General features: G+C 67.7%; 15 protein-coding genes. 11 read left to right on the top strand and 4 right to left on the bottom strand.

What is annotated here, in order from left to right:
• Window positions 1–5: 5 nt before the first annotated feature.
• The 4 genes from L0966_RS17045 to L0966_RS17030 all read right to left on the bottom strand — a co-directional run bounded on the left by L0966_RS17045 (window position 6) and on the right by L0966_RS17030 (window position 4,019).
• The gene (locus tag L0966_RS17045) at window positions 6–1,271 is read right to left on the bottom strand and encodes an ABC transporter substrate-binding protein (RefSeq protein WP_234053169.1); all 1,266 of its coding nucleotides are present in this window, start codon (window positions 1,269–1,271) and stop codon (window positions 6–8) included.
• Between the two features lie 42 nt (window positions 1,272–1,313).
• Window positions 1,314–2,549, bottom strand: a complete 1,236-nt coding sequence (locus L0966_RS17040; RefSeq protein ID WP_234053168.1) for an acyl-CoA dehydrogenase family protein — start codon at window positions 2,547–2,549, stop codon at window positions 1,314–1,316.
• Window positions 2,550–2,583: 34 nt separating this feature from the next.
• Window positions 2,584–2,928: a DUF3088 domain-containing protein gene (locus tag L0966_RS17035; protein ID WP_234053167.1), complete on the bottom strand. Its 345-nt coding sequence runs from the start codon at window positions 2,926–2,928 to the stop codon at window positions 2,584–2,586.
• 116 nt (window positions 2,929–3,044) lie between these two features.
• Window positions 3,045–4,019, bottom strand: a complete 975-nt coding sequence (locus tag L0966_RS17030) for a TauD/TfdA family dioxygenase (RefSeq protein WP_234053166.1) — start codon at window positions 4,017–4,019, stop codon at window positions 3,045–3,047.
• A 194-nt stretch (window positions 4,020–4,213) separates the two neighbouring features.
• Here L0966_RS17030 and L0966_RS17025 point away from each other — a divergent pair, with 194 nt between their 5' ends.
• The 11 genes from L0966_RS17025 to L0966_RS16975 all read left to right on the top strand — a co-directional run bounded on the left by L0966_RS17025 (window position 4,214) and on the right by L0966_RS16975 (window position 16,609).
• Window positions 4,214–5,878, top strand: coding sequence for an ABC transporter substrate-binding protein (locus L0966_RS17025; protein WP_234053165.1), 1,665 nt, complete (start codon window positions 4,214–4,216; stop codon window positions 5,876–5,878).
• Window positions 5,879–5,913: 35 nt separating this feature from the next.
• Complete coding sequence (locus tag L0966_RS17020) at window positions 5,914–6,900, top strand: ABC transporter permease (protein ID WP_234053164.1); 987 nt, start codon at window positions 5,914–5,916, stop codon at window positions 6,898–6,900.
• Window positions 6,900–7,907 (top strand): ABC transporter permease, encoded by a 1,008-nt coding sequence (locus tag L0966_RS17015; protein WP_234053163.1) that lies wholly within the window; start codon window positions 6,900–6,902, stop codon window positions 7,905–7,907. Before L0966_RS17020 ends, L0966_RS17015 begins: the two co-directional genes overlap by 1 nt.
• Entirely contained in the window at window positions 7,904–8,905 is a 1,002-nt protein-coding gene (locus L0966_RS17010; protein ID WP_234053162.1) for an ABC transporter ATP-binding protein, read from the top strand. The genes L0966_RS17015 and L0966_RS17010 overlap by 4 nt, the downstream gene beginning before the upstream one ends.
• Window positions 8,886–9,836: an ABC transporter ATP-binding protein gene (locus tag L0966_RS17005; RefSeq protein WP_234053161.1), complete on the top strand. Its 951-nt coding sequence runs from the start codon at window positions 8,886–8,888 to the stop codon at window positions 9,834–9,836. The genes L0966_RS17010 and L0966_RS17005 overlap by 20 nt, the downstream gene beginning before the upstream one ends.
• A gap of 11 nt (window positions 9,837–9,847) precedes the next feature.
• Window positions 9,848–10,963 carry an aldo/keto reductase gene (locus L0966_RS17000; RefSeq protein WP_234053160.1) on the top strand — a complete coding sequence of 372 codons (1,116 nt, stop codon included), beginning with the start codon at window positions 9,848–9,850 and terminating at the stop codon, window positions 10,961–10,963.
• 53 nt (window positions 10,964–11,016) lie between these two features.
• A complete protein-coding gene (locus tag L0966_RS16995) occupies window positions 11,017–12,384 on the top strand; it encodes an LLM class flavin-dependent oxidoreductase (protein ID WP_234053159.1) in 1,368 nt (455 codons plus the stop codon).
• 110 nt (window positions 12,385–12,494) lie between these two features.
• Window positions 12,495–13,700: an LLM class flavin-dependent oxidoreductase gene (locus tag L0966_RS16990; RefSeq protein ID WP_234053158.1), complete on the top strand. Its 1,206-nt coding sequence runs from the start codon at window positions 12,495–12,497 to the stop codon at window positions 13,698–13,700.
• 45 nt (window positions 13,701–13,745) lie between these two features.
• Window positions 13,746–14,348, top strand: coding sequence for a nitroreductase family protein (locus L0966_RS16985; RefSeq protein ID WP_234053157.1), 603 nt, complete (start codon window positions 13,746–13,748; stop codon window positions 14,346–14,348).
• A gap of 170 nt (window positions 14,349–14,518) precedes the next feature.
• Window positions 14,519–15,367: a MetQ/NlpA family ABC transporter substrate-binding protein gene (locus L0966_RS16980; RefSeq protein WP_234053156.1), complete on the top strand. Its 849-nt coding sequence runs from the start codon at window positions 14,519–14,521 to the stop codon at window positions 15,365–15,367.
• A 39-nt stretch (window positions 15,368–15,406) separates the two neighbouring features.
• Complete coding sequence (locus L0966_RS16975; RefSeq protein ID WP_234053155.1) at window positions 15,407–16,609, top strand: acyl-CoA dehydrogenase family protein; 1,203 nt, start codon at window positions 15,407–15,409, stop codon at window positions 16,607–16,609.
• Window positions 16,610–16,639: the final 30 nt, after the last annotated feature.

The raw sequence follows: 16,639 nt of genomic DNA, 5'->3' as shown, positions 1-16,639 counted from the left end.
ACGGCTCACGATCCGGAGCCGGCGTGCAGGTCCTCGAAAGTATAGTCCTTGAAGCTTGCGGGCTTGGACTTGATGGCGCCGATACGGTTCATGAAATCGGCAAACTTGAGCGTACCACTCGGAACGAGGGTGTATTGCGTGTCCGGACTGGAGAGCACTTCTTCGATGAAGGCCGAATCGAGCTTCGACTGCTCGACCTGCACATAGATCGCGGCCGCTTCCGTCTTGTGCGCCTTCACCCATTCGGTTGCCTCGGCAAAGGCGTCGAAGAAGGCTTGGTAGGTCTTGGGATTTTCCTTCCGGAACTTCTCCGTGGCATAGGCCACGGTGGGCGTGATCGGGCCACCAAAGATGTCGTAGGACGAAAACACCTTGTGAATGTTGGGACTTTTCAACGCCTGGTTCTGGAATGGCGGATTGGAAAGATGAGCCGTGATCTCCGTGCTGCCGGAGATCAGCGCGGCGGTGGCGTCGGGATGCGGCAGCGTCACCATCAAGGGGTCGAGCGTCTTGGCCTTGCCGGGCCCGAATGTCTGCTCGCTGGCCAACTGGAGAATCCGCGCCTGAACCGAGACGCCAGCCACCGGCATGGCGATCTTGTCCTTCTCGGTGAAGTCCTTGATGGTCTTTACGTTGGGATTGTTGGTGAGCAGATAATTCGGTTGTGCGCCGAACGCGCCGACGATCTTCACTTCGTTCGGCGTGCCCCGTGTCTTGTCCCACAAGATGAGAAACGGCCCGATGCCGGCGGATGCGATGTCGATGTTGCCGGCGAGCAGGGCATCATTGACCGCGGCGCCGCCGGACAGGCGCGTCCAGTCCACCGTGATGTCGACGCCCAAAGCTTTGCCATGCTTCTCGATAAGCTTCTTCTCTTTCATGACATGAAAGGGCGTGTAGAGGGTGCCGAACTGCTGCGAGATGCGCAACACGCCTTCGGCGAAGGCGGGCACGGCGCATAGCGCGCCGCCAACGGCAAGACCGAGCGCGAGAAGGCGTCCGAGGATCCGGCGGGTCGGCATCTGTCTTTTCCTTTCGCCTGTGTTCATGTGGGGTCGGCAGCGCCCGGTCGGGGAGGGCTGGTCAGGGAATGCCTGGTGCGGCGTCGCCGGGGCGCGTGGCGGGCGCTTCGACTGGTTGGGGGCGCCGTGGCGAGGAGGGAGCGCCGACGGGGGCTGCAGCCTTTTCAGATGATGGTTGTTTATAATATATAATGTCAATTGATTTAATTTAAAATCGTGGCGGGCGGCAGAACTGCCCCTCTCGGGCACACCCGCGCGCCCGGGGCGGATCCGGATGCGCGGGTGTGTGTGTCAGCGCGCATGGCCAGCGGCGATGCCCACACGGTAGGCGCCGGGCGGCCAGGTGCCGTTGACCGCAAAATCGCCGACGATCCGCTCGCGATAGATGCGCGGATTGTGCGAGGAGAGGGTGCGGGCATTGCGCCAGTGGCGATCGAGCCCCACGCCGCGTTTGGCCGACGAGGCGCCGAGGGCGTCGAACAGAAGGGTGGTGGCGTCGAGGATGAGAGAGGTCACCACCGTGACCGCCTGGTTCACTTCCAGGTCCGCGACCGCGGCGGTGAGGTCCTGTCCCTCGGAGCCTTCCCGCTCCCGTGCCTCAAAGGCGCGCTGCAGCGCCTCGGCGGCCTTCAGCACGGTGGCGCCGGCGCCATAGGCGCTGGCCCGCACCTTGCCGACCATCTGGAGAATCTGTGGATCCGCGCCGGCGCGATCCGCATTGCCGTGGCTGAACACGCGCTTGCGGGCGCCCACCAGCCGCGCCACATCGCCCGCCGCCGCCCGCCCGATGCCGGCCAGGGTGGCGAGGTGGACCAGCTGGTAGAAAGCCACCGAATAGCGGAAGCGCTTGCGCTGCGGATTGATGAGGTCGTCGCTCAGGGTGACGTCCTTGAACCGCGCCGTGCCCGAGGCGGTGAGCTGTTGGCCGAAGCCGTCCCAGTCATCGAGAATGGTCACGCCGGGGGCGCTGGTGGGCACTTGGGCCAGGATGAGCTCGCCATTCTCGTCATCGGCGCCGAGATTGATCCAGTCGGCGAAGAGCGAGCCGGTGGTGTAGTATTTCTCGCCGTCGAGGCGCCAGTTGTCGCCGTCGCGCACGAGGCGGGTGGAGAAGTGCCCCACCGTGTTTTCCGCCTCGGAGAAGCCGCTGCCGGTGGTTTCCTTCGCGGCGATGCGCTTCACCCAGCGGTCGCGATAATCCTTGAAGGGGGAGTTCAGCACCTCCTCGGTGAAGCCAAAATGGGCGCGCAGGGCATTGGTGACGTTCGGATCGGCTTCCGCCAGCTCGATCAAGAGGTTGAACAGCTCGGGCAAGGTGGCGCCGAAGCCGCCTTCGTCCTGCGGCAGCCGCAGCGTGGTGAAGCCGGACGCCTTGAGGGCGGCGATTTCCTCGCGCGGCAGGCGATGGGTCTGCTCGCGGTCCACCGCGCTCTCGCGGATGGTGCGGAAGATGGAGCGGAACCGGCTCGCGAGCGTTTCATAGCGTTCGGAGGGGCCGGCGCCCCAGGCGTCGTCGATCTGGCTCATGTGACAGGTCCTTGTGGGTGGGCGACGGCGTCGCTCAATGGGGGAGGGGCACGCCGTGGCGTTCGGCGATCAGCTCCAGGATGCGGCGGGTGTCGGTGACGAAGCGCAGGTCCTGGTGGCTGAGGGCATCGGCGGGCGCGGGGGCCGTATCGCCGAAAATCAGCACCGGCAGGCTCTGATTCTCCTCGCCAAGCAGGGCGACGACGGGCGCGCGGGGTCTTGCGAACGGCACCCGCACCACGTCGATCGCCTCGGTGAGCCTGGGGTTGGCGGCGAGCAAGCCTTCCACCTGGTTGCAGTCAGGGCAGAAGAAAGTGCGTCCGGGGACGGCGGGGTCCTCGAAGCCCGGGGAAATCAGGAACAGGCGGTCACGGCTCATGGGGGCAAGCGCTTCTGTCTGTGTCGGTCGGACGGGTCGGTCCGCCGGTGAAGGAAAAAAAAGGCCGGGCCTGCGGTTCAGGCAGGCCCGGCGAGGTTCGCCGGGAGGGATCGCTCTCAGGAGTGGCCGGCGGAAAACGCATCGAGGGGATCGCCCTCGATGGCGGTGGAGGGGTGCCCGTCCACGCCCAGCGGCACCTCGCCCTTGAGGGTGATGCGATAGAGCTGGCGGTCGAAATCGAGGCTGTAGATGTCGCGTGGGGCGAGATGGGCGGTGGTCCGGTTGTCCCAGAAGGCGATGGAGCCTTCCCGCCAGCGGAAGCGCACGGTGAATTCCGGCCGGGTGATGTGCTCGAACAGCAGCTCCAGGATCTGCTGGCTCTCGCGCGGCGACAGGCCGGTGACGCGCTTCAGGAAGGAAGGGCTGACGAACAGCACCCGCTCGCCGGTCTCCGGAATCACCCGCACCAGCGGGTGCTCGCTCTCCAGCGGGCGGCGCCGGTTCCGGTCGTTGAAGTCCGCGGTCGCGCTCTGGCCTTCAGGCGGGGAGAACGCGTGGACGCCGCGCAGCGTGTCGATGAAGCCCCGCAGGGTGGGAGAGAGCGCCTCATAGGCCACCGCGAGATTGGTCCAGAAGGTGTCGCCGCCATAAGGCGGGATCACCACGCCGCGCAGGATGGAGGCGGCAGGTGGGTTCACCGCGGCGGTGACATCCGTGTGCCAGCCGGTCCAGGGGCGGATCAGCGGCTCGCCCGTATGGCGGGTGGCGAAGCGATCTCGGCCGATGGAATAGACCTCCGGATGACCCTCCACGAAGCCGAACACGGGGTGACCAATGGTGGGGGCGCCAAAGGCGCGCGCCAGCTGGACATGCTGCGCGTGGGTGAGCGGCTGGTCGCGGAAGAAGACCACCTTCCACTTCAGGAGCGCGGCGCGGATCTCGTCCACCACGTCCTGCGCCAGCGGTTGGGTCAGGTCCGGCCCCTCGATTTCGGCACCGATATGGCCGGTGAGCGGATGCACGGCGATGTGACGGGGCACGAAGGCGGGTGCCTCCGCGGAGTGGGCGAGGGCGGGCGTGGCACTGCTCATGGGCCTTCCTTTCGCGGGCTTCGGGGTATGGCGGGCAGCCCCGGGTACGGGTCCGCGGGCAAGCACGTCGCCGGGCGACGGCACCGTGATCGCGCTTTAGTTCAGTTAATGCATCGATTTTATATAAAATCAATTGACGAAATGTGCCGTGCCCCTATCGTTGGCTTCCCGATCAGCCTCGAAGGAGATGGCAGATGCCCTTGCCTCCCGCCCCCGCCTCGTCCGCGAAGTCTTTGACTTTCCGTGGGGAAATCCACCGGCGCACGGTTCTGGCCGGGGCTGCCGCGCTGTTTCTCGGCGGCGGTGGCGCCTTCGCGCCGGCCTGGGCCAAGGATGAGGCGGAGGGGGCGGGATCAGCGCCCGTCAAGGGCGGCGTGCTGCGCTTCCTGGTCGAGCATGAGCCGTCGACCCTGGTGACCATCGCCCACACGGCAGGGCCGACTCAGCGCATCTCGCCCAAGGTGACGGAGGGGCTCCTCACCTATGACCTCAACTTCAATCCCCAGCCCGCCCTTGCCACCCGGTGGGACGTCAGCGCCGACGGGCTCACCTACACCTTCAAGCTGCGCGAGGGGGTGAAGTGGCACGACGGCCAGCCCTTCACGGCGGCGGACGTGGCCTATTCCCTCGATCTCCTGAAGAAGATTCACCCGCGCGGACGCGGCACCTTCGCCTCGGTCACAGCAGTGGAGACGCCGGATGACCATACGGTGATCATCCGCCTGTCGAAGCCGGCGACTTATCTTCTCACCGCGCTCGACGCCAACGAATCACCGATCGTTGCCAAGCATATCTATGAGGGCACCGACCCTCTCACCAACAAGAACGGTTCCGCGCCCATCGGAACCGGCCCTTTCCTCTTCAGGGAGTGGGTGCGGGGCAGTCACATCATCCTTGAGCGGAACCCCGATTACTGGGATGCGGGCAAGCCCTATCTCGACCGCGTGGTGGTGCGCTTCATCGCCGACCAGAGCGCCCGTTCCGCTGCATTCGAGGCCGGCGAGCTCGATCTCGCCGGTGGCCCGCCGGTGCCCTATGCGGACCTGGCGCGGGTCTCGGCGCTGCCTGGCCTCGGGGCGGAAACGAGGGGCTATGACTATGCCGGGCGCATGACCCAGCTCTATTTCAACTTCGAGCGGCCGCAGCTCCAGGACCGGCGCGTGCGGCTGGCGATCGCCCAGGCCATCGATCTGCAGAAGCTGCTGGACGTGGTCTATTTCGGCTATGGCAAGGTCGCGGCCTCGGTCATCAGCCCCAATCTGAAGGCTTTCGTCGATCCTTCCCTCGAGCCCTACGGCTACGACCTGAAGGCCGCCAACGCTCTGCTGGACGAGGCCGGCTACCCGCGCAAGGCCGACGGCACGCGCTTTGCGCTGCGCCTTTATGCCAATCCGTTCAACACCCAGGCCGCCGGTGACTTCGTGAAACAGTCCCTGGCCAAAGTGGGCATTCCGGTGGATTTCCAATTCTTCGATTTCGCGACCTATATCCAGAAGACATATACCAGCCGCGACTTCGACATTACTCTGGAATCCCTGCAGAACCTTTTTGATCCCACCCTCGGCGTGCAACGCACACTGTGGTCCAGGAACTTCCGCATCGGGCTGCCCTTCTCCAATGCCTCGCACTACAGCAATCCGGAGGTCGATCGTCTCCTGGAGGCGGCGGCGATCGAGAGGGATCCGCAGGCGCGCCGCCAGCTCTGGTTCGATTTCCAGAAGCTGGTGCACGATGATGTCGCCGCCGTCGGCCTCCTCGCCCCCGACGGCGTGACGATCTTCAATCGGAAGGTGAAGAACCACACCATCGGCGTGACCGGCGTCGATGCGTCCTTCGCCGACGTCTATATCGAGGCCTGAGCCATGGGCCGCGACAGCATCTGGCGGGGCCGGCCATGAGGCAGCTTCCCCGCATCCTCACGGCGGTGCGCCGCACGGCCTTGCAATCGGTGCCGACCATCGTCGGCATCGTCATCCTCAACTTCTTCCTGCTCCGCCTTGCGCCCGGCGATGCCGCCGACGTGCTGGCGGGTGAAGCGGGCGCGGCGACGGAGGAAACCCTGGCGGCGCTGAAGGCGAAGTTCGGTTTCGACCTGCCGGTGCTGCAGCAGCTCGGCACCTATCTGTGGAACCTCGCTCATTTCAGCCTCGGCATCTCGCCCCGCTACAACCAGCCGGTGGCTGAGCTCATCGCGGAGCGCCTGCCCAACACCTTGAGCCTCATGGGCGCCGCGCTCGGCTTCGCGCTGCTGACGGGCATCGCCCTCGGCGCCGTGATGGCGAGCTTTGCCGGGCGCGTGCCGGACAAGGTGCTGAGCGTGCTCTCGCTGCTGTTCTATTCCATTCCCAGCTTCTGGATCGGGCTGATGCTGATCGTGCTGTTCGCGGTGAAGCTGGGCTGGCTGCCCAGCGGCGGCGCCGAGACCATCGGCGCCGGGTTCTCCGGTGGCGAAATGCTTCTGGATCGGGCGCGTTATCTGGTGTTGCCGGCCTTCTCCCTGGCGCTGTTCTATGTGGCTATCTATGCCCGCCTCACCCGCGGCGAGATGCTGGAGGTGAAGGCCCAGGACCATGTGCGAACCGCACGGGCCAAGGGGCTCTCGCCGTTCGCTGTCGCCACCCGCCATGTGCTGCGCAACGCGCTCATCCCCGTCACCACCATGGCCGGCATCCATCTTGCGGGATTGCTCGGCGGAGCGGTGGTGGTGGAGACGGTCTATAGCTGGCCGGGGCTGGGGCGGCTCGCCTATGAGGCGGTGCTGGGGCGCGATTTCCACGTGCTGCTGGGCATCCTCCTGCTCTCCTCTTTGCTGGTGGTGGCCATCAATGCGGCCATTGACATCCTGCAGGCCGCGCTCGACCCGCGGATCGAGGTGCGCTGATGCACGGCACGGACACCTTCAATCCAACCGCCGGCGCCCGCATCGCGGCCAGCCGCGAGCAGAACCTGCCGCCTTCCCCCGGGGCCGAGGCGTGGCCCAATGTCCATGCCCCCGACGCAGCCCGCGCGGCGACGCAGGAGGTGCAGCGCCTCACACCGGCCCATGGCCGCCGGGCGCTCCGGGCCTTCCTCGCCAATCCGACCGCGGTGGCCGGTTGCCTCATCCTTGTTTTCGTGACGGCCGCGGCACTGCTGGCGCCGCTGCTCTTCCCGGACGATCCGCTGGAGCTGGCGGGCCGCCCGCTGCTGTGGCCGGGGCAGGATCCGCGCTTTCCCCTCGGCACCGATGCCCTGGGGCGCAACGTGCTGGCGGGGCTGGTCCACGGGGCGCGGGTGAGCCTCCTCATCGGCGCGTCCGCCGCCATTGTGGGGCTCCTCGCCGGCATTCTCATCGGCGCCACCGCCGGCTATTTCGGCGGGGCGGTGGATGACGGGCTGGTCAAGCTGGTGGAGATCTTCCAGACCATTCCCAGTTTCATCCTGTTGATCGTCCTGGTGGCCATCGCCGAGCCGTCCATTCCGGCCATCGCCCTGGCCATCGGCGCGGTGTCGTGGCCGCAGGTGGCGCGGCTGGTGCGGGCCCAGTTCCGGGCACTGAAGGAGAAGGAGCTCGTGGCCGCCGCCCACGCGCTGGGCTACGGGCATGCCCGTATCATCTTCCGCGAGATTCTGCCCAATGCGCTGCCGCCGGTGATCGTGCTCATCTCGGTGACGGTGGCCACCGCCATTCTTATGGAAAGCGCGCTCTCCTTCATGGGGCTGGGCGACCCCAATGTGGTGAGCTGGGGGTCCATGATCGGCGCCGGGCGGGAGCTGCTGCGCACGGCCTGGTACCTCGCCGCCGTGCCGGGGCTTGCCATCGTCGCGACCGTGCTCGCCCTCAACCTCATCGGCGACGGCCTCAACGACGCGCTCAATCCGCGCCTGTCGGGGGAGGGCCAGCAATGAGCGCCCTTCTCGACGTGCGGGGCCTTTCCATCGCCTTCCCGAAGGCGACGCCGGTGCGCGATGTCTCGCTCACGGTGGAGGCCGGCGAGACGGTGGCACTGGTGGGCGAGAGCGGCTCAGGCAAGTCGCTCACCGCTTTGGCGCTGCTGCGGCTGTTGCCCGAGCGGGCGCGCATCGCCTCCGGCGAGGTGCTGTTCGGCGGGCGCGACCTTGCCCGTCTGGGCGACCGGGAGCTGCGCGACGTGCGCGGGCGCGACATCGCCATGGTGTTCCAGGAGCCCATGACCGCCCTCAACCCGGTGCTCAGCGTGGGCGACCAGATCGCCGAGGTGGTGCGCCTCCACCAGGGCCTGTCGCGCGGGGCGGCGCGGGCGCGGGCGGTGGAGCTCCTCGACCTCGTGCGCATCCCGGAGCCGCAGCGGCGGGTGGCGGAATATCCCCACGAATTGTCGGGCGGCATGCGCCAGCGGGTGATGATCGCCATCGCGGTGGCCTGCTCGCCGCGCCTGCTCATCGCCGACGAGCCCACCACGGCGCTGGACGTGACCATCCAGGCGCAGGTGCTGGACCTTCTGGACGCGCTGCGGCGGGACCTTTCCATGGGCCTGCTTCTCATCACCCACGATCTGGGCGTGGTGGCCGAATGGGCGGACCGGGTGGCGGTGATGTATGCGGGCCGCAAGGTGGAGGAAGCGCCGTTCGAGGTGCTGTTTGCTACTCCCCTGCACCCCTATACGCGCGGCTTGCTCGCCGCCTCGCCCCGGCTTGAGGCGGGGCAGCATTGTTCGGTGGGCCCGCTGAACGAGATCCGTGGATCCATCGCCTCGGCGGCCGGAGAGAAAGGCTGCGCCTTTGCCCCGCGCTGCCCGCTGGCGCGTGCCGCGTGCCGCATCGCCGTGCCGGACCTCGTGAGCATCGCGCCCGGCCGCCTGTCGGCCTGCCCTGTCACCACAGCAGCACCTGTCTCGGAGGCGTGCCATGCCGCTCCTGTCGGTTGAGGACCTTCATGCCGGCTATGCCGTGGGTGGCCAAATGCTGCGCGCGGTGGATGGCGTCTCGTTCACGGTCAACACCGGGGAGACGGTGGGCCTTGTGGGTGAATCCGGATGCGGCAAGTCCAGTCTCGCCAAGGTGCTGATGCGCCTCGTGGCCCCCTCGGCGGGGCGCGTCCTGTTCGACGGGACGGATGTGGCGCCGTTGAAGGGCGGCCCGCTCAAGAGCTATCGCCGGCAGGCGCAGATGGTGTTCCAGGACCCCTTCGCCTCCCTGAACCCGCGCCACACCGTGGCCGAGATCCTCAAGGGGCCGCTGGAGGTGCACGGCCTCGGCAGCCGCGCCGAGCGGGCGCAGGCGGCGGGCGCGGCGCTCGAACGGGTGGGCCTGCCGCGCGCGGCACTGTCGCGCTATCCGCACGAATTCTCGGGCGGCCAGCGCCAGCGGCTCGGCATTGCCCGCGCGCTGATCCTGTCGCCCCGCCTCGTCATCTGCGACGAGCCGGTCTCCGCGCTCGATCTGTCCATCCAGGCGCAGATCCTGAACCTTTTGTCGAAGATGAAGGCCGAGCTTGGCCTCTCCTATCTCTTCATCTCCCATGACCTGTCGGTGGTGCGTTATTTCGCCGACCGGGTGCTGGTCATGTATCTCGGCCGCATCGTCGAGACCGGGAGCTGGCAGGAGATCTTCAGCCGCCCGCTCCATCCCTATACCCGCGCCCTGATGGAGGCGGTGCCCACACCCGGGCGCCGGCGCCATGCCGCGCCCCTTTCCGGGGACCTGCCGAGCGCGCGCAACGTTCCCGCCGGATGCCGCTTTCATCCCCGCTGCCCCCTCGCGACGCCTTTGTGCACCGAGGCCGATCCGGTGCTGCGCCCGGCCGGGGACGGCCAGCAGGTGGCCTGCCATCACGCGCCCACGGGCGCCCCCCATTGAAGGATGCTCCCATGACCTCCTCGCTGAGTTCCCCCGATTATCGCTATCTCGGCCGAAGCGGGCTCAAGGTGCCGAAGCTGGCGCTAGGCACCATGATGTTCGGCGGCCCCACCGACGAGGCCACCTCCCACCGCATCATCCACCAAGCCAAGGCAGCCGGCTTCTTCTTCATCGACACCGCCGACGCCTACCAGAAGGGTGCGACCGAGGAGGTGGTGGGCCGCGCCATCAAGGCGGATCGCGATGCCTATGTGCTCGCCACCAAGCTCGCCAATCCCGGCGGGGAGGGGCCGAACCGGCAGGGCCTGTCGCGCAAATGGGTGATCGAGGCGGCCGAGGCCAGCCTCAGGCGGCTCGGCACCGATTATATCGACATCCTCTATTTCCACCGCGCCATCTTCGACCAGCCCCTGAGCGAGGCGGTGCGGGCGGTGGCGGACCTCATCCGCGCCGGCAAGGTGCGCTATTTCGCGGTGTCCAACTTCCGCGGCTGGCGCATCGGCGAGGTGGCGCACCTGGCCGATCAGCTCGGCATCGACCGGCCCATCGCCAGCCAGCCGCTCTACAACATCGTGGATCGCACCGCCGAGGTGGAGCAGCTTCCCGCCGCCCATCATCACGGCCTCGGCGTGGTGTCCTATTCGCCGCTGGCGCGCGGCGTGCTGACCGGGAAATACCTTCCCGGCGCCGCGCCCGCCGCCGACAGCCGCGCCGGGCGCGGCGACCGGCGCATCCTGGAAACGGAATGGCGGCCGGAATCCGTCGCCATCGCCCAGGCCATCGCCCGCCACGCGGCGGAGCGCGGCATCTCGGCCGCCACCTTCGCCCTCTCCTGGGTGCTGAACAACCGGCTGGTCACTTCCGCCATCGCCGGCCCGCGCACTCCGGAGCAGTGGCAGGCCTATGTGGCGGCCCTCGATTACGACTTCACCGCCGAAGACGAGGCGCTGGTGGCGTCCCTTGTGCCAGAGGGGCACGTCTCGACCCAGTTCTACACCGATCCCAGCCACCCGGTGGAGGGCCGCGCGCCCTTGACCGGGGGAGGCGGTGCCGCCGCGCGCGTGGCCGAGCGGGCGCGGGCGCGCGCCGTCGAGCATGCCGCCCCCGCCATCGCCCGCGCCGGCTGAGCCGGCCCCCTGTTCTGCCCCGTCACGCCTTGAGCGATCAAAGGAGAGATCCCATGGCACCCACCCTGAACCGTACGGCCGCCGGCCGCCAGCTCGTCCTCAATCTGTTCATCTATCCGGGCGGCCACCACGAGGCCGGCTGGCGCTATCCCGGCGCGCGGCCGGAGCGGCTCCTGGACATCGGCTTCTACCAGGACCTCGCTCGCTCGGCGGAGGCGGCGAAGCTCGATGCGGTGTTTTTCGCCGATGGCCCGGCGCAGGTGGACAATATCCGCTACGCCTCGCGCTTCCGCCTGGAACCGCTGACCTGGCTTTCGGCCATCGCGGCGGCCACAAGCCATATCGGCCTCATCGGCACCGCCTCCACCACCTATTACGAGCCTTATAACCTCGCCCGTCTCTATGCCTCGCTGGATCATCTTTCCGGCGGGCGCGCGGGCTGGAACATCGTCACCACCGCCGTGCCGCAGGCGTCGGGCAATTTCAGCCTCGCGGAGACCCCGAGCCATGCCGAGCGCTATGCCCGCGCGGCCGAGTTCGTCGATGTGGTGACCAAGCTCTGGGACAGCTGGGAGGACGATGCCCTCGTCGCCGATCCCCGATCCGGCCTGTTCGCGGACGATCGCAAGATCCATCCCATCGACCATGTGGGCCGGCACTTCCGGGTGAAGGGCGCCCTCAACATTCCGCGCAGCCCGCAGGGCCGCCCGGTCTATGTGCAGGCGGGCTCCTCCGACGACGGGCGTTCGTTCGCCGCGCGCTATGCCGAGGCCATCTTCACCGCCCACCAGACGGTGGAGAGCGCCCGCGCCTTCTATGCGGACATCAAGACGCAGGCGGAGGGGCTGGGCCGCAATCGGGACCATGTGAAGATCCTGCCCGGGATCAGCCCCTATATCGGATCGAGCGAGTTCGAGGCGCGCCAGCTTCATGACGCCTTCAACGAGCTGATCCAGCCCGAATATTCGCTGACCCAGCTGAAGCAGATCACCGGCGTCGATTTCTCCGGCGCTCCGCTGGACGGGACGGTGCCGCTCGACGCCTTCTCCGACGCGGCCGAGACCAGGAAGGTGGCGAGCCGCTTCCAGCTGGTGGTGGACATCGTGAGGCGGGAAAAGCCCACCCTGCGCCAGCTCATCGACCGTCTCGCCGGGGCGCGCGGCCATTATGTGGCGGTGGGCACGCCGGAGAAGATCGCCGACGAGATCCAGCTCTGGTTCGAGAGCCGGGCCGCCGACGGCTTCAACGTGATGCCGCCCTGGTATCCGGCCGGCTTCGACCTGTTTGCGTCGGAAGTGGTGCCGATCCTGCGGCGGCGGGGGCTGTTCCGCACCGAATATACTGGCCGCACCCTGCGCGAGCATTACGGCCTGCCCCGGCCGCCCAGCCTCTACGCCGCCGAGGCCCGCGCCACCGCGTGATCCCCCTGTTCCGCACCGCTTCCGCCGGAAGCGGCGCGGCCGCGATCAGGGCTCTTCCTCGTCCATCCGGGGAAGGCCCGCGCCCATGTCCGTCTTGCCGGAGGTCTGCCATGTCCCTCGCCGTCTCCCCTGTCCCGTCTCCCGCTTTGGAGCCCGCCGCTGTCGGGTCAGGGGCGCCCCGCGCGCCCGGGCCGCTCGATCTGCCCGACAGCCCGCTGTCGCGGGCGGCGCGCCAGCCGCTCATGCTGGGCCTGTTCCTGGACCTGCAGGACATCCATTTCTCGGATCACCCCACCAGCAACAGCTGGACCTACGACTACAACGCGGCCCTGGTGCAGAAGGCCGACGCGCTGGGCTTCGACATCGCCTTCTCGCGCACCCAGTGGCTGCCCAAGGGCGGCTATGACGGGGAAGCCTCCCTCGACAGCTTCGTGGCGCTTGGCGCCATGGCGGCCACCACCCGGAACATCTTGCTGATCTCCACCCTCCACGTGCTCTACGGGCCGTGGCACCCCCTGCACATCGCCAAGATCGGCGCCACCTTCGACCACATCTCCAAGGGGCGATGGGGCATCAACATCGTCACCGGCCATCGCGCCATCGAGCACGAGATGTTCGGCTGGAACCGCATCGAGCACGACCAGCGCTATGAGATGGCGGGGGAGCTGTTCGAGGTGCTCGGCCGCCTGTGGCGCGACACCGAGAATTACTCCCACGAGGGCCGGCTCAATCCGTGGAAGATCGTCAACGGCTACATCACGCCGAAGCCCAGCTACGGGCGGCCCATCCTGGTCACCGCCACCGGCTCGGAGGCGGGCATGGATTTCGCCGCCGAGCATTCGGACCTCGTCTTCATCACCTCGCCGGGCGGGGCCCATATCGACAGCGCCCTCGAGACGCTGCCGGCCCATATCGCCGCCATCAAGGCGCGGGCGCGGGCCAGGGGCCGGGAGGTGAAGACCATCATCAACCCCATCGTGGTGAGCGGCGACACGGAGGCCGAGGCCCATGCCTATGCGCGCGCCATCGCCGCGGGGGTGCCCAAGCCGACCCACACCTCGTTCGGCCATCGCGGCTATGAGAGCGATGCCGTGGCCTGGAAGGGCCGCAGCGATGCCCGCCACAAGCAGGGCCTCAACCTCGGCGGCAATATCGAGATCATCGGCACGCCCGAGCAGGTGGTGGAGCAGCTCGCCGCCCTCAAGCAGGCGGGCATCGATGGCGTGCAGTTCAACTTCCACGACTTCGCGCCCGATCTCGATTACTTCGCGCAATCCACCTTGCCGCTGCTGAAGCAGGCCGGGCTCCGGCTGTGAGCCTCCGCGCGCCTCCTTTCAACCTCCCACAAGGTTCCTGAAGCCATGGCCATTGCCGTCACGCCGCGCCAGGCGGAACACCCCATCGATCCCCTGTTCCTCGACCGCTGGTCGCCGCGGGCCTTCACCGGGGAGGAGATCCCGCAGGGCGAGCTCAACGCCGTGTTCGAGGCGGCGCGCTGGGCGCCATCGAGCTTCAATTCGCAGCCCTGGCGCTGCCTTTACGCCCGGCGCGGCACGCCCGAGTTCGAGACCTTTCTCGGCCTGCTCATCCCCTACAACCAGCAATGGGCGAAGAATGCGGCGGTGCTCATCATCGCCCTTTCCGCCAGGACCTTCGTGCGGCCCGGCACCACCGAGGCGCAGCCGGCGCGCAACCATTCCTTCGATACGGGCGCAGCCTGGGCGAGCCTCGCCCTGCAGGCGACCAAGCTCGGCTGGCACGCCCACGGCATCGGCGGCTTCGACGTGGAAAGGACCCGCAGGGAACTCAAGGTGCCGGACGATTACGAGATCGAGGCGGCCATCGCCATCGGCCGGCATGGAGACAAATCCATCCTGCCGGAGAGCTTCCACAAGGGCGAGAGCCCCAATGGCCGCCGCCCCATCACAGAAACCGCCTTCGAGGGCGCCTTTCCGAAGGCGTGAGAAGGGCCCCCGATGCCTAGTCGCGGCAGGGCCCTAATGACGGCAGGGGCATCGGGTCGTCGTTGATTTTAATTTACTAAATCGATTAAATTAATTAAATATAGACGTGCTGCCATCGTCGCCGCCCGATATTTCCGGCCGCGCCGCCCGGCCCCAACCCAACGGATCCCATGATCAACATCCTTCCTCCCCGCCTGTTCCGTTTTCTCGCCCCCGCTTTGGTCGCCCTGTCCCTGGCCGCGCTCGCCAGCCCGGCGGCTGCCCAGCCGGGAGCGCAGCCGCCGGGCACCGACAAGCCGCTGAAGGTCGGCGTTTCGGCCGGGCCCTATGGGGACGTACTGCGCGAAGCGGCGCGGCTTTCGGCCCAGCAGGGTCTTCCGGCCGAGATCATCGAGTTCAGCGACTGGAACCAGCCCAATGCGGCGCTGGAGGCCGGCGACCTCGACCTCAACAATTTCCAGCACAGGTTCTACCTCGCCAACCAGGTCAAGGCGCGCGGCTATCACTTGGTGGGTCTTGAGGAATCCCTGCTGGTGCCGGCCGGCATCTATTCAAAGACCTTCAAGAAGGCCGGGGATATCCCGGCCGGCGCGAAGATCGCCATTCCCAATGATCCCACCAATGCGGCGCGCGCGCTGCTGCTGTTCGAGAAGGCGGGCCTCATCAAGCTGAAGCCCGGCGCCGGCCTCAATGCCAGCATCCTCGACGTGGTGGAGAACCCGAAGAAGCTTCAGATCGTCGAGCTCGACGCCGCCCAGCTCCCGCGCTCGCTCGATGACGTGGCTGCCGCCTTCGTGTCCTCCAACTACGCCTATCTGGCCGGCCTCGACCTCAACACGGCGCTGGTGGCGGAGACCACGGACGCGGAGGCCAAGCCCTATTTCACCCTGATCTTCGCCGCCCGCGCGGATCGCAAGGATGATCCGCGCATCGCCAAGTTCATTGAAATCTACCGCTCGGAGCCGGTGAAGGAATTCATCCTCGCCAAGTTCAAGGGAACGATCCTGCCCGCCTGGTGAGCGCATCCATCCCCGATTTCCGTGACAGGAGCCTTTCTGATGAACCAACCCCTTCCTCGCTCATCCCTCGTGCCCGCGCGAAGCCCCGGCACCGACTGGGTAGACATCGCCCGCACGGTGGCCGACGCGCTGGCTCCCGACGCCGCCGCGCGCGACCATGCCGGCGCCTCGCCGGTGGCCGAGGTGGCGCTGCTGCGCGAGGCTGGCCTGCTCAGCCTGCTCAATCCCGTGGAGCATGGCGGGGGCGGCGGCCGCTTTACCGATGCCCTGCTGGCGACCCGCGTGGTGGCGCGCGCCGATGCCTCCATTGCCCAGCTTTTGTCCTATCATTACCTGCACCTCACCAATGCCCTGTGGCGCGCGGACGCGGCCCAGGCGGAGCGCCTGTCCCGGGCCTCGGTGGCGGGGCAATGGTTCTGGGGCGGGGCCTCCAACCCGCGCGATCCGGAATCGCAGCTCACGCCCGATGGCGAGGGTTTCCGCCTTGAGGGGCGCAAGACCTTCGCCTCCAACGCCGCCCTGGCCGACCGCATCACCCTGCGCGCGGCGCTGGGCGATGGCTTCGCGGTGCTGGTGGTTCCAGGCGACCGGGCGGGCGTGAGCCATGGCCACGACTGGGACGCCTTCGGCCAGCGCCTGTCGGAAAGCGGCACCATCACCTTCGACCATGTGAAGGTGGAGCGCGACGAGGTGCTGGGCGATCTCTCCGCCCCGCCACCGGCGCGCACCAGTCTGGTCGTGCCGTTCCACCAGCTCCTCATCGTCAATTTCTATCTCGGCACGGCGGAGGGGGCGCTGGCGGAGGCCAACCGCTATGTGCGCACGATCTCCCGCCCCTGGCAGGCCTCCGGCGTGGAGCGGGCAAGCGAGGATCCCTATATCCTCGAGCATTACGGCAATCTCGACGTGGCGCTGCGCGCCTCGCTGGCGCTGGCGGACGTGGCCGCGGGCGCGTTCGAGACGGCGGTGGCGCGGGGCAATGCCCTCTCGCCCGACGAGCGCAACGTGGCCGCCGCCGCCATCTATGCCGCCAAGGTCCAGGCCAGCCGCACCGCCCTGGAGATCACCTCGAAGATCTTCGAGCTGATGGGCGCGCGGGCCACCGCCAGCCATTACGGCTATGACCGCTTCTGGCGCAACATCCGCACCCACACCCTGCATGACCCGGTGGTCTACAAGGCCCGCGAGGTGGGCAATTACGCCCTCAACGGCCGCATCACCCCCACGCCCCTCTACAGCTGAGAGCGCGCCTCGCGACGCGTCAGGAGGACC

This window comes from Xanthobacter sp. NM-59 (assembly GCF_021401125.1).
Lineage (GTDB): Bacteria > Pseudomonadota > Alphaproteobacteria > Rhizobiales > Xanthobacteraceae > Xanthobacter.
Note: the sequence above shows the minus strand (reverse complement) of the source record. Positions and strands in the feature narration are given on the sequence as shown.

Coding starts and splice junctions, on each gene's coding strand:
- L0966_RS17040 (WP_234053168.1), bottom strand. CDS start 2,549: ATGAGCCAGATCGACGACGCCTGGGGCGCCGGCCCCTCCGAACGCTAT.
- L0966_RS17035 (WP_234053167.1), bottom strand. CDS start 2,928: ATGAGCCGTGACCGCCTGTTCCTGATTTCCCCGGGCTTCGAGGACCCC.
- L0966_RS17030 (WP_234053166.1), bottom strand. CDS start 4,019: ATGAGCAGTGCCACGCCCGCCCTCGCCCACTCCGCGGAGGCACCCGCC.
- L0966_RS17025 (WP_234053165.1), top strand. CDS start 4,214: ATGCCCTTGCCTCCCGCCCCCGCCTCGTCCGCGAAGTCTTTGACTTTC.
- L0966_RS17020 (WP_234053164.1), top strand. CDS start 5,914: ATGAGGCAGCTTCCCCGCATCCTCACGGCGGTGCGCCGCACGGCCTTG.
- L0966_RS17015 (WP_234053163.1), top strand. CDS start 6,900: ATGCACGGCACGGACACCTTCAATCCAACCGCCGGCGCCCGCATCGCG.
- L0966_RS17010 (WP_234053162.1), top strand. CDS start 7,904: ATGAGCGCCCTTCTCGACGTGCGGGGCCTTTCCATCGCCTTCCCGAAG.
- L0966_RS17005 (WP_234053161.1), top strand. CDS start 8,886: ATGCCGCTCCTGTCGGTTGAGGACCTTCATGCCGGCTATGCCGTGGGT.
- L0966_RS17000 (WP_234053160.1), top strand. CDS start 9,848: ATGACCTCCTCGCTGAGTTCCCCCGATTATCGCTATCTCGGCCGAAGC.
- L0966_RS16995 (WP_234053159.1), top strand. CDS start 11,017: ATGGCACCCACCCTGAACCGTACGGCCGCCGGCCGCCAGCTCGTCCTC.
- L0966_RS16990 (WP_234053158.1), top strand. CDS start 12,495: ATGTCCCTCGCCGTCTCCCCTGTCCCGTCTCCCGCTTTGGAGCCCGCC.
- L0966_RS16985 (WP_234053157.1), top strand. CDS start 13,746: ATGGCCATTGCCGTCACGCCGCGCCAGGCGGAACACCCCATCGATCCC.
- L0966_RS16980 (WP_234053156.1), top strand. CDS start 14,519: ATGATCAACATCCTTCCTCCCCGCCTGTTCCGTTTTCTCGCCCCCGCT.
- L0966_RS16975 (WP_234053155.1), top strand. CDS start 15,407: ATGAACCAACCCCTTCCTCGCTCATCCCTCGTGCCCGCGCGAAGCCCC.